This is a genomic window from Pseudomonas sp. NFPP04 (assembly GCF_900113815.1).
In the GTDB taxonomy this organism is placed as follows: Bacteria; Pseudomonadota; Gammaproteobacteria; order Pseudomonadales; family Pseudomonadaceae; genus Aquipseudomonas; species Aquipseudomonas extremorientalis.
Genome location: NZ_FOQS01000001.1, coordinates 289,531 through 301,336, shown reverse-complemented (window position 1 = coordinate 301,336; position 11,806 = coordinate 289,531). Strand labels below are relative to the sequence as shown.

The 11,806-nt window shown below is 62.4% G+C and carries 9 protein-coding genes; 6 read left to right on the top strand and 3 right to left on the bottom strand.

What is annotated here, in order from left to right; genetic code table 11:
* Positions 1 to 70: 70 nt before the first annotated feature.
* A complete protein-coding gene (locus tag BM017_RS01490) occupies positions 71 to 814 on the top strand; it encodes a YkgJ family cysteine cluster protein (protein WP_092240805.1) in 744 nt (247 codons plus the stop codon).
* Here the strand turns inward: BM017_RS01490 and BM017_RS01485 are convergent.
* The 3 genes from BM017_RS01485 to BM017_RS01475 form a co-directional block, all read right to left on the bottom strand.
* Positions 792 to 2,375: a methyl-accepting chemotaxis protein gene (locus tag BM017_RS01485; protein ID WP_092240803.1), complete on the bottom strand. Its 1,584-nt coding sequence runs from the start codon at positions 2,373 to 2,375 to the stop codon at positions 792 to 794. The genes BM017_RS01490 and BM017_RS01485 overlap by 23 nt on opposite strands.
* 107 nt (positions 2,376 to 2,482) lie before the next feature.
* The gene (locus BM017_RS01480; RefSeq protein ID WP_092240801.1) at positions 2,483 to 3,253 is read right to left on the bottom strand and encodes a transporter substrate-binding domain-containing protein; all 771 of its coding nucleotides are present in this window, start codon (positions 3,251 to 3,253) and stop codon (positions 2,483 to 2,485) included.
* A gap of 165 nt (positions 3,254 to 3,418) precedes the next feature.
* Positions 3,419 to 3,652: a hypothetical protein gene (locus tag BM017_RS01475; protein WP_092240798.1), complete on the bottom strand. Its 234-nt coding sequence runs from the start codon at positions 3,650 to 3,652 to the stop codon at positions 3,419 to 3,421.
* Between the two features lie 214 nt (positions 3,653 to 3,866).
* Between BM017_RS01475 and BM017_RS01470 the strand changes: the two genes are divergently transcribed.
* From BM017_RS01470 to BM017_RS01450, 5 genes are all read left to right on the top strand, one after another.
* Positions 3,867 to 5,033: an efflux RND transporter periplasmic adaptor subunit gene (locus tag BM017_RS01470; protein WP_092240796.1), complete on the top strand. Its 1,167-nt coding sequence runs from the start codon at positions 3,867 to 3,869 to the stop codon at positions 5,031 to 5,033.
* Positions 5,030 to 8,119, top strand: coding sequence for a multidrug efflux RND transporter permease subunit (locus BM017_RS01465; RefSeq protein WP_092240794.1), 3,090 nt, complete (start codon positions 5,030 to 5,032; stop codon positions 8,117 to 8,119). The genes BM017_RS01470 and BM017_RS01465 overlap by 4 nt, the downstream gene beginning before the upstream one ends.
* A 25-nt stretch (positions 8,120 to 8,144) precedes the next feature.
* Positions 8,145 to 8,822: a heavy metal response regulator transcription factor gene (locus tag BM017_RS01460; RefSeq protein WP_071491192.1), complete on the top strand. Its 678-nt coding sequence runs from the start codon at positions 8,145 to 8,147 to the stop codon at positions 8,820 to 8,822.
* The gene (locus BM017_RS01455) at positions 8,812 to 10,176 is read left to right on the top strand and encodes a heavy metal sensor histidine kinase (protein WP_092240792.1); all 1,365 of its coding nucleotides are present in this window, start codon (positions 8,812 to 8,814) and stop codon (positions 10,174 to 10,176) included. Before BM017_RS01460 ends, BM017_RS01455 begins: the two co-directional genes overlap by 11 nt.
* Positions 10,177 to 10,445: 269 nt before the next feature.
* Complete coding sequence (locus tag BM017_RS01450) at positions 10,446 to 11,768, top strand: OprD family porin (protein WP_092240790.1); 1,323 nt, start codon at positions 10,446 to 10,448, stop codon at positions 11,766 to 11,768.
* Positions 11,769 to 11,806: the final 38 nt, after the last annotated feature.

Below are 11,806 nucleotides of genomic sequence, written 5' to 3'. Positions count from 1 at the left end.
CGGTGAACAGAGGTAAAAACCCGTCACCGTTCTTGCGTGCCCTCTGACCTAGCCTGGTGACAGATCCGCCATGAACACTCGATTTTCCTGCGTAGGTTGCGGCAAATGCTGCTCCGATCATCACGTACCCCTGACCCTCGAAGAAGCCCGCCAGTGGGCGGCCGACGGCGGCAGCGTCATCGTCCTGGTGGAAGGTTTCCTCGGTAATGGCCTGGGCCTGCCCCTGCAACAACGCGAACATGCCGAACGCCGTTCGGTGGTCGTGCCCAGCGGCAACACCGAGGCGTTTGTGGCAATCACCTTTGCCGCCTACAACGCCGGCCCCTGCCGGAATCTTGACGAGGACAACCGCTGCCGTATCTATGAGCGTCGCCCGCTGGTGTGCCGCATCTACCCGATGGAGATCAATCCGCATATCCCGTTGAACCCCGCCGCCAAGGATTGCCCACCGGAGTCATGGGAACAGGGGCCGGAATTGATCGTGGGCGGCCAGCTGATGGACCCTGAACTGGCGCAGTTGATCCAGCGCTCACGTCAGGCCGACCGTGATGACGTGCAGACCAAGGAAGCGGTGTGCGCCTTGCTCGGCATTCGCACCACGGCGCTCAAGGGCGATGGGTTTACCGCTTACCTGCCGGACATGGGCGCGTTTGCCCAAGCGATCGAGTTGGCGGTGGGTCAGCCGTCCGTGGCCAATGAATGGGTGTTCCATGTGTCGGGGATGGACATCGCCGAGCAAGTGCTGGATGCCGGGGCGCAGATTGCCACCGAAGTGCCGGCCAACTATGCGTTTATCTCGTTGCGCGCGGCCTAGACCAGAACTCCCGCGCCAACTGCCGTAGATCCTCCGCCAGTGCGGCCACATCGCTTGAACTGAGCCGGCTCTGCTGCCCAGCACTGACGGTGGCCTCCCCGGCATCACGGATGCCGACGATGTTGCGATTGATGTCCTCGCTCACCGTGCTCTGCTCCTCCACGGCGGTCGCAATCTGCTGGCTCATGGCGGTGATTTGTGTGACACGCTGACTGATGCCATCCAGTGCGGCGGCTGCCCGCTGCGCCTGTTTGACGCTGGCGTCGACATGCTCGCCACTGTGCGCCATGGCCTGCACCGCGTCACGTGCGCCGCCTTGCAGGGTGCTGATCATGCGCTGGATTTCATCGGTCGATTGCTGGGTGCGCTGGGCCAGGCCGCGCACTTCATCGGCCACCACCGCAAACCCGCGCCCCTGCTCACCGGCCCGCGCCGCTTCGATAGCCGCGTTCAGGGCCAGCAGGTTGGTCTGCTCGGCAATCGTGCGGATTACTTCCAGCACGCTGCTGATTTCACCGCTGTGGTTTTCCAACTGGTGGATAACCTCCGTGGCCCGCGCCAGCTCCTGGGACAAGCGCAACACCGCATCATGACTTTCATCCACACGCAGGTGACCTTCACGGGTTTCGCTGCCGGCCTGGTCGGCCGCCTTGGACGCCTGCTGGGCATGATTGGCCATTTCGGCCACGCTGGCGGCCATCTGGTGAATGGCTGCCGCCACCTGGTCGGTCCGGGTCTGCTGGCCAAGGCTGCTGGCGTGACTGTTGTCGAGGTGCTGCACCAACCGTGCAGCGTGGCCGGAGAGGCGCTGGGAGGCATCGTCGATACGCCCTACCACTGCGCCGACCTGGGCTTCGAGCATGTGCAGGGCGAACTCGATCTGCCCGCACTCGTCGCGGCGCTCGGTGTAGATCGCCTGGCTCAGCGGGTTGTCGGCCACCCGGCGCGCGCGCTTTTGCAGTTCAGCCAAGGGCCGCAACATCAGCCGCACGCCAGCCGCCCCCACCGCACAGCCCGACACCAACGCCAGTAACTGCCAGACCGGCGCGGAGTCCGTCAGGCCCAAGCCCAAGGCCCAGGTCACCGCGCAAGTGGCGATGACCCATGCCGACAATTTCACACCCATGCCGACGACCGGCCAGGACAGCCGCTTGCCCGCTCGCAAACGCGCATACATCCGCTCCGCCACCGCGATCCTGCGCGCATCCGGCTTGATACGCACCGATTGATACTCCACGGTCGCGCCCTCTCGGGTCACCGGCGTGGCATACGCGCTGACCCAATAGTGGTCACCGTTTTTGCAGCGGTTTTTCACCATGCCCATCCACGACCGGCCGCTCTTGAGGGTTTGCCACATATGGGCGAATGCCTCGGCCGGCATGTCCGGATGCCGCAGGATGTTGTGCGGCGCCCCCAGCAGCTCGTCACAGCTGTAGCCGCTGATATCGATGAAGTCCTGGTTGGCGTAGGTAATCGCGCTGGTCAGGTCGGTGGTCGAAAGGATGTTGGCGTCGGGGGCAAAGTCCACATTCCGACCGGTGACCGGCAGATTGATCTTCATGGAGAAGCGCGCTCGTGGTTGTTGGGGGAGTCGGCAGGGCGTCGACTCTAAGCGCACCGAGGGGGCAAATACTGATCCAGCTCATGTTCCGCGCAATTAATTAGCCATCACGGCCGGTCCAGATGATAAGGCGCGACGATCCGCTGGTATTCGCCATTGTGCTTGAGCTGTTCAAGCGCACGATTCAGCTCGACACGCAGCGCCGTGTCGGTATTGCGCAGCGCAATCGCAACACCATTGCCTAACAGCTCAGCACAAACGGCGGGCCCCAGAAAGTCGAAATCCTGGCCGACAGCCGTGTCGAGCAGGGCCTCGCGAATTTCCACAGTGCCCTGCAGGGTCGCATCGATATCGCCTGCCACCAGGCTGCGGACCAGCTCGTCGTTGAGCCAGAAACTCTTGATAATCACGCCTTCGCGCGCCCATTGCGAACGAACAAAGGCTTCGCGATTACTGCCCAGCAATACGCCCACTCGCTTGCCCTTGAGCGACCTTGGTGTCGGCATCAGGCCCGAGCTTCGACGGGCGACAAGACGCGTGGTAAAGGGGTAGAGGTTGTCGGTAAAACTGACCCAACGCCGGCGCAGGGGTGTAGGGGCAATGCCCATGATTGCATCGAATTGCCGCGCTTCAAGACGTCCGAAGTTTTCGACCAGCACCTGGTCGACCCAGGTACAGCGAACATTCAACTGCTGGCAAAGGGCGTTGCCCAACTCGATATTCAAGCCGACCAACTGCCCTTGCGGGTTGCGGCTCTGGAAGGGGGGAAATTGTGCGGCAACGGCGAAGCGGATTTCGCGTCGAGGTTGATCAAGGCCTGCAACGGCATCCACCGCAAGCAACAGGACAAACGCTACACAGAGGTGTATCAGGGCCACAGGAAACGTCCTTTTCCGGAAAGAGCGCCCTCCGCTGCTCCCTGTGGAAAAACCAGGGGTGCAGCGGAAGCTGTGCAAGCTTTCAAGAAATGGTCGCGGGCTTACAAGAAGAAATAGCGACTGGAGCTGTAGGCAACATCCCGCAAATATTACAGTGGATTAATCTTAACGTTTACCCATGGAACGACGGGTGCCCGGTGGCGCCATGCCCGGGGTCTTGGTGTGGCCATTCCTGGCACCGTTCTTGTACCAGGGCTGGGCGGCATTCTTGGCCCCGGCCAGCTCACCCGGCTTGAAGGGGAATTTGAACGCCGGGATCTCGGCTTTTTCAACGCCTTCGGCGCTGGCCGGATCGACGAGGTCGGCCGCTTCAACAGGGGGTTGTGTCGGGGAAGTCATGGAAGCTCCGGAGCGTGCAAGAAATGACGCGGGGCCGGCTTGCGGGCCACGCTGGCGCGCAGTATACCTGCCCGCCTCGGATCTTTAACCACCACCTGTACGAATGGTCTGCCTTTACTGACAGCGCCGTCAGTTAGCAGTCACCTTGCTGACCGGGTTGGCAGGCTATAAAGGCCTCACACATTTCCAATCCTTTGCCCTGGCGCCTCACCCCATGCACATTCAACGCAAAACCGCCCTGATCGTGGCTGTCCTCGTGGTGTTGGCCGTTGCGGCCTGGGCCTTGACCCGTCCAGCCAAAGCCAGACTGGCGGCGCCCACGGCGATTCCGGTGCGGGTGGTGAGCGTGGTGCAGCAGGATGTTCCGCGCTTTGTCAGCGGGATCGGTTCGGTGCTGTCACTGCACAGCGTGGTGATTCGCCCGCAGGTGGACGGCATCCTCACAAAATTGCTGGTCAAGGAAGGCCAACGGGTCAAGGCCGGCGACCTGCTGGCGACCATCGATGACCGCTCGATCCGCGCCAATCTCGACCAGGCCAAGGCGCAACTGGGCGAAAGCCAGGCGCAGTTGCAGGTGGCGCTGGTCAACCTCAAGCGCTACAAGGCATTGAGCGTCGATGACGGCGTGTCCAAGCAGACCTATGACCAGCAACAAGCGTTGGTCAACCAGCTCAAGGCCACCGCCCAGGGCAACCAGGCCGCCATCGATTCGGCCCAGGTGCAACTTTCCTACACCCAGATTCGCTCACCGGTCAGCGGCCGCGTGGGTATTCGCACCGTGGATGAAGGCAACTTCCTGCGCACAGCCGATACCCAGGGCCTGTTTTCCGTGACCCAGATCGACCCGATTGCCGTCGAGTTCTCCCTGCCGCAACAGATGCTGCCCACCCTGCAAGGCCTGATCGCGGCGCCCACCCCGGCCAGCGTCGACGCCTACCTGGGCGCCGATACCGACGGCCAGACCGGCGATTTGCTCGGCGAAGGCCATTTGAGCCTGATCGACAACCAGATCAGCTCCACCACCGGCACCCTGCGCGCCAAGGCCGAGTTCAACAACGCTTCACAGCGCCTGTGGCCGGGGCAACTGGTGACTATCAAGATCCAGACCGCCCTCGACAAAAACGCCTTGGTCGTTCCACCGACCGTGGTACAGCGCGGCCTGGATTCGCACTTCGTGTACCGGGTCAACGGCGACAAGGTCGAGGTGGTGCCGGTGCAGGTGACGTACCAGGACAGCGACCTCAACATCATCAAGGGCGTGCAGGCCGGGGATGTGCTGGTCAGTGACGGCCAGTCGCGGCTCAAGGCCGGTGCGCAGGTGGAGGTACTCAAGGACCCACCGCAGGTCATCCAGACCGTCGATGCCAAGGTGCAACCATGAGCCGTTCGCCGTCAGCCTGGTGTGTCGACCACCCGGTCGCCACCCTGCTGCTGACCTTCGCCCTGGTGCTGCTCGGGCTGATTGCCTTCCCGCGCCTGGCCATTGCCCCACTGCCTGAAGCGGAGTTTCCGACCATCCAAGTGACCGCCACCCTGCCCGGCGCCAGCCCGGACACCATGGCCTCGTCCGTGGCCACGCCATTGGAGGTGCAATTCAGCGCCATCCCCGGCATGACCCAGATGACCTCCAGCAGTGCCTTGGGCTCCAGCCTGCTGACCCTGCAATTCACCCTGGACAAGAGCATCGACACCGCCGCCCAGGAAGTGCAGGCGGCGATCAACACCGCGTCCGGCAAGCTGCCCAGCGATATGCCGAGCCTGCCGACCTGGAAAAAGGTCAACCCGGCGGACAGCCCGGTACTGATCCTCAGCGTCAGTTCCAACAGCATGCCCAGCACCGAGCTGAGCGACTACGTGGAAACCCTGCTGGCCCGGCAGATCAGCCAGATCGACGGCGTTGGCCAGATCAACATCACCGGCCAGCAACGCCCGGCGATCCGCGTGCAGGCGTCGCCGGACAAACTCGCCGCCATCGGCCTGACCCTCGCCGATATCCGCCTGGCTATCCAGCAATCGAGCCTCAACCTGGCCAAGGGCGCGATCTACGGCGAGAACAGCGTGTCGACCCTGTCGACCAACGACCAGTTGTTCCACCCGGAGGACTACGCGCAGTTGATCGTGTCCTACAAGGACGGCGCACCGGTTCAACTGCGTGATATCGCCAAAGTCATCAATGGCTCGGAAAACGCCTACGTGCAGGCCTGGTCCGGCGACACGCCCGGGGTCAACCTGGTGATCTCACGCCAACCCGGCGCGAACATCGTCGAGACCGTCGACCGTATTCAAGCCGAGTTGCCGCGCCTGCAAGCCATGTTGCCGGCGTCGGTGCAGGTCAGCGTGTTGACCGACCGCACCAAGACCATCCGCGCCTCCTTGCACGAAGTGGAAGTCACCTTGCTGATCGCCATCCTGCTGGTGGTGGCGGTGATGGCGCTGTTCCTGCGCCAGTTGTCGGCGACGCTGATTGTGTCCAGTGTGCTGGGCGTGTCGCTGGTCGCCAGTTTTGCGCTGATGTACCTGATGGGCTTCAGCCTGAACAACCTCACACTGGTGGCAATCGTGATTGCCGTGGGCTTTGTGGTGGACGATGCGATCGTGGTGGTGGAGAACATTCACCGTCATCTGGAGGCGGGCCTCGACAAGCGCGAAGCGGCGATCAAGGGCGCCGGTGAAATCGGCTTTACCGTGGTGTCCATCAGCTTCTCGCTGGTGGCGGCATTCATTCCGCTGCTGTTCATGGGCGGTGTGGTCGGACGGCTGTTCAAGGAATTCGCGCTGACAGCCACCTCGACCATCCTGATTTCGGTGGTGGTATCACTGACCCTGGCGCCGACCCTCGCCGCGCTGTTCATGCGCGCGCCCACCCATCACGCCCACGACAAACCAGGTTTCAGCGAGCGCCTGTTGGCCGGCTATGCGCGCAACCTGCGCCGCGCCCTGGCCCATCAACGCACCATGGCAGCGATCTTTGTGATAACCCTGGCCCTGGCCGTGGTCGGCTATGTGTTTATCCCCAAGGGTTTCTTCCCGGTGCAGGACACCGGCTTTGTACTCGGCACCAGTGAAGCGGCGGCCGACGTGTCGTACCCGGACATGGTCGCCAAGCACAAGGCCCTGGCCGAGATCGTCAAGGCCGACCCGGCGGTGCAAGCGTTTTCGCACTCGGTAGGGGTGACCGGCAGCAACCAGACCATTGCCAACGGGCGTTTCTGGATCGCCTTGAAGGATCGCGGTGATCGCGATGTGTCCGCCAGCCAGTTCATTGATCGCATCCGCCCGAAACTGGCTAAGGTGCCCGGCATTGTGCTGTACCTGCGTGCCGGTCAGGACATCAACTTGAGTTCCGGCCCCAGCCGCGCCCAGTACCAATACGTGCTCAAGAGCAATGACGGCGCGACGCTGAATACCTGGACCCAGCGCCTCACCGAAAAACTGCGCGCCAACCCGGCCTTTCGCGACCTGTCCAACGACCTGCAACTGGGCGGCAGCATCACCCACATCAGCATCGACCGTCAGGCCGCCGCACGCTTTGGCCTGACCGCCACCGATGTGGACCAGGCGCTGTACGACGCCTTCGGCCAACGCCAGATCAACGAGTTCCAGACCGAAATCAACCAGTACCAGGTGGTGCTGGAACTGGACACGCAACAACGCGGCAAGGCTGAAAGCCTGAACTATTTCTACCTGCGCTCGCCGCTGACCAACGAGATGGTGCCGCTGTCGGCGCTGGCCAAAGTCGATCCACCGACGGTGGGGCCGCTTTCCATCAGCCATGACGGCATGTTCCCGGCCGCCAACCTGTCGTTCAACCTGGCGCCGGGTGTGGCATTGGGCGACGCGGTGCTCATGCTCGACCAGGCCAAGAATGAAATCGGCATGCCAACTACCATCATCGGCAACTTCCAGGGCGCGGCCCAGGCGTTCCAGAGCTCCCTGGCCAGCCAACCGTGGCTGATCCTGGCGGCGCTGGTGGCGGTCTACATCATCCTCGGCGTGTTGTACGAGAGTTTCGTGCACCCGCTGACGATCATCTCGACCTTGCCATCCGCCGGGTTGGGCGCACTGATCATGCTGTCACTGATGGGCCAGGACTTTTCGATCATGGCCTTGATCGGCCTGGTGCTGTTGATCGGTATTGTGAAGAAGAACGGCATCCTGATGATCGACTTCGCCCTTGACGCCCAGCGCGTGCGCGGGCTGGCGCCTGAAGAAGCGATCTACGAAGCCTGCGTCACGCGGTTCCGGCCGATCATCATGACCACCCTCGCCGCCCTGCTTGGCGCGGTGCCGCTGATGCTCGGCGCCGGCCCCGGTGCGGAAATGCGCCAGCCGCTGGGGATCGCGGTGGTCGGCGGCTTGCTGGTGAGCCAGGCGCTGACGTTGTTCACCACGCCGGTCATATACTTGTACCTCGAGAAGTTTTTCCACCGGCCCATACCAACCCCTGCGTTGGCGACCACAGATTGAGGCCCGGCCCTGGAGCAAAAGACTCATGCGCGTCCTGATTATTGAAGATGAAGAGAAAACCGCGGACTACCTGCATCGCGGTCTGACCGAGCAAGGCTATACGGTCGATGTCGCCCGCGAAGGTGTCGAGGGTCTGCACCTGGCGCTGGAGAACGATTATGCGGTGATCGTGCTCGACGTGATGCTGCCCGGCCTCGATGGCTTCGGCGTGTTGCGCGCCTTGCGTGCACGCAAACAGACGCCGGTGATCATGCTGACCGCTCGCGAGCGCGTGGAAGACCGCATTCGCGGCCTGCGCGAAGGCGCCGACGATTACCTGGGCAAGCCGTTTTCCTTCCTGGAACTGGTGGCACGCCTGCAAGCCCTGACCCGCCGTAGCGGCGGGCACGAGCCGGTGCAGGTGACGGTCGCTGACCTGTGGATCGACCTGATCAGCCGCAAGGCCAGCCGCAACGGCGTGCGCCTGGACCTGACCGCCAAGGAGTTCTCGCTGCTCAGCGTATTGGCGCGACGCCAGGGCGAAATCCTTTCCAAGACGGCGATTGCGGAAATGGTCTGGGACATCAATTTCGACAGCGACGCCAATGTGGTGGAAGTCGCGATCAAGCGTCTGCGCGCCAAGCTCGACGGGCCGTTCGACACCAAGCTGCTGCACACCATCCGGGGCATGGGGTATGTGCTGGAGAGTCGCAATGTCGGCTAACTCCATTGCCTTGCGCCTGAGCGGCATGTTCAGCCTGGTGGCGTTGCTGATCTTCCTGTTGATTGGCGGCGCGCTCTATCAACAGGTGGACCGCAGCCTTGGGCTGCTGCCGGGCGCCGAGCTGGATGCGCGCTACAGCGTGCTCGAATCGTCGGTGAACCGCTTCGGTACGCCGGACCATTGGGTGAAGATCAAGGCCAAGCTCAAGCTGCTGGGTGAGGAAGACAAACGCATCCGCTTCTGGGTGGTGAGCAGCGACCCGAACTACGAGTATGGCAACCCCGATGCGCAGATCCGCGCCTTCGCCGAAGGGCGCACAGGCAAGCGCGACTTGCACCTGGCGGGCTACAAGCACCCGTTCAAGGTGTTGGTGAGCCAGTTCCCGGCCAAGGACCAGCGCCCGCCGCTGCGCTTCATGATCGCCATCGACACCGAGAACTTCCGCGCCACCCAGCATCATTTGCTCGTGGCATTGATCAGCCTGGCCCTGGTAGGCGTGGTGCTGGCGTCGTTGCTGGGGTTCTGGGTGGCGCGCATCGGCCTCAAACCGCTGGGCAAACTCTCGGACGAGGCGCAGAAACTCGCGCCACCGAAGCTCTCCGGGCGCCTGCAACTGTCGCCGTTGCCGCCGGAGTTGAGTCAGTTCGTCAACTCGTTCAACTCCACCCTGGACCGCGTCGAGCAAGCCTATTCGCGCCTGGAGTCGTTCAACGCCGATGTGGCCCATGAACTGCGTTCGCCACTGACCAACCTGATCGGCCAGACCCAGGTGGCGCTGACCCGTGGGCGCTCGGCCGAGCATTATTTCGAAGTGCTGCAATCGAACCTCGAAGAGCTGGAGCGCCTGCGCTCGATCATCAACGACATGCTGTTCCTCGCCAGCGCCGACCAGGGCAGCAAGGCTACCAAGCTGATCGAAAGCTCCCTGGCTGACGAGGTGGCCACCACTCTCGACTACCTGGACTTCATCCTCGAAGACGCCCAGGTCCAGGTGCAGGTCCACGGGGATGCCGTGGTGCAGATCGAGAAAGCCCACCTGCGCCGCGCACTGATCAACCTGCTGAGCAATGCGGTGCAACACACCGCGCCCGGGCAGGTCATCGCAGTGAACATAGAGGTGCAGGAGCATCAGGTCTCGATTGGTGTGACCAACCCCGGCGAAGTGATTGCCAGCGAGCACCTGCCGCGTCTGTTCGAACGCTTTTATCGGGTGGACGCGTCGCGCAGCAACAGCGGGGCCAATCACGGGTTGGGCCTGGCTATCGTCAAGGCGATTGCGTTGATGCATGGCGGCGATGTGTTCGTGCGCAGTGACGGCGGTGGGAATACCTTTGGTATTAGCCTGCCGGTCTAGCACCATGACTGTTGCGATTTGGGCAACAGTCATTATCTTGTTACACTCTGTATCGCACCGCTCACCTGCGTTAATTTGACGCATCGATGAGCGCGACGGCAAAGACAGCTTTCCCGCTTACCCGCATTTCCCTCGACTTATTTCCAGGGCTCTACACTGGGAATCTGTCTTAAAGCCGCTGACGTTCAGCGGCTTTTTTTTGCCGTCAAAAAAGGCCAGGCACCCCCAACGACACTGGCCGTTTCCGATTGACCAAAGGAGCTCCACCGGTGAAGAACTCGCTGACGTTCACCCCGTTATTCCTCGCAATAGCCGCAACGATTTCCCCCCTTGCCCACGCGGCAGACACTACCCCCGCCGACGGTTTCGTCGAAGGCGCCCACCTCACTATCAACACCCGCAACTACTACATGAACCGCGACCGGCGCGACATTCACACCGATGACAGCAAGGAGTGGGGCCAGGGTTTCATCGGTATCTTCGAATCCGGCTACACCCAGGGTACCGTCGGCTTCGGCCTGGACGCCCATGCCATGCTCGGCCTCAAGCTCGACGGCGGTGGCGGCACCGATGGTTCCAGCATCCTTCCGTATGGTGGTGGCAACGGCAAGGCACCCGGCTCGTTCTCTACCGCGGGTGGCACCTTGAAAATGCGCGCATTCGATACCGAGTTGAAGGCCGGCGACCTGTTCCTCAATAACCCGGTGATCGCCGGCGGCGCGACACGCATGCTGCCGCAGACCTTCCGTGGCGTGAGCCTGACCAACCACAGTCTCGACGGCTGGATGTTCGAAGGCGGCCAGGCCAGTTTCACCAAGCTCTACAACCAGAGCGGCCATCGCCGCATCGGCACCAGCTACGGCGCGCTGCCCAACACGGCGGACAGCCAGCACCTGAACTGGGCCGGCGTATCGTTCAGCGGCATCGCCGGGCTGACCAGCAACCTCTACGCGTCGGAACTCAAGGACGTGTGGAACCAGTACTACTACGACCTGGACTACACCTACGTGCTGAATGATCTGGTCAGCCTCAACCCGGGCCTGCACTACTACCACACCCAGGACACCGGCCAGTCGCTGCTCGGCGCCATCGACAACAACACCTACAGCCTGCATTTCACCGTGGGCGTGGGCAACCACAGCGTCACCGCCACCTACCAGCGGGTCAACGGCAACACGCCATTCGACTACATCGCCCAGGGCGACAGCATCTACCTGGACAACTCCCAGCAGTACTCCGACTTCAACGGCCCCAACGAACGCTCATGGAAGCTCAAGTACGCCTATGACTTCGTCGGCCTCGGCATGCCGGGCCTGACCTCGGCGGTGTCCTACATCAGCGGCGAGACCGACCTGACCAAAGTTGATCCGCAAAGCCGTGGCTACAGCGCCTGGTACAGCGCCGATGGCAAAGATGCCAAGCACTGGGAACGCGACATCGACGTGAAATATGTGGTGCAGGGCGGCAAGGCCAAGGACCTGGCGGTGCGCCTGCAATGGGCGACCAACCGCGGTGGCAATGGCTACGCGGCGGTGGATCGGGACGTGGACGAGTACCGCGTGATCGTCGACTATCCGATCAACGTGTTCTGAGGGGTGATTTTTTCTTTTTAACCAAGTATTTAATTTTC

Excerpts from the sequence above, each read along its gene's own strand:
- BM017_RS01470 (WP_092240796.1), top strand. The coding sequence starts at position 3,867 with ATGCACATTCAACGCAAAACCGCCCTGATCGTGGCTGTCCTCGTGGTG.
- BM017_RS01490 (WP_092240805.1), top strand. The coding sequence starts at position 71 with ATGAACACTCGATTTTCCTGCGTAGGTTGCGGCAAATGCTGCTCCGAT.
- BM017_RS01465 (WP_092240794.1), top strand. The coding sequence starts at position 5,030 with ATGAGCCGTTCGCCGTCAGCCTGGTGTGTCGACCACCCGGTCGCCACC.
- BM017_RS01455 (WP_092240792.1), top strand. The coding sequence starts at position 8,812 with ATGTCGGCTAACTCCATTGCCTTGCGCCTGAGCGGCATGTTCAGCCTG.
- BM017_RS01460 (WP_071491192.1), top strand. The coding sequence starts at position 8,145 with ATGCGCGTCCTGATTATTGAAGATGAAGAGAAAACCGCGGACTACCTG.
- BM017_RS01475 (WP_092240798.1), bottom strand. The coding sequence starts at position 3,652 with ATGACTTCCCCGACACAACCCCCTGTTGAAGCGGCCGACCTCGTCGAT.
- BM017_RS01485 (WP_092240803.1), bottom strand. The coding sequence starts at position 2,375 with ATGAAGATCAATCTGCCGGTCACCGGTCGGAATGTGGACTTTGCCCCC.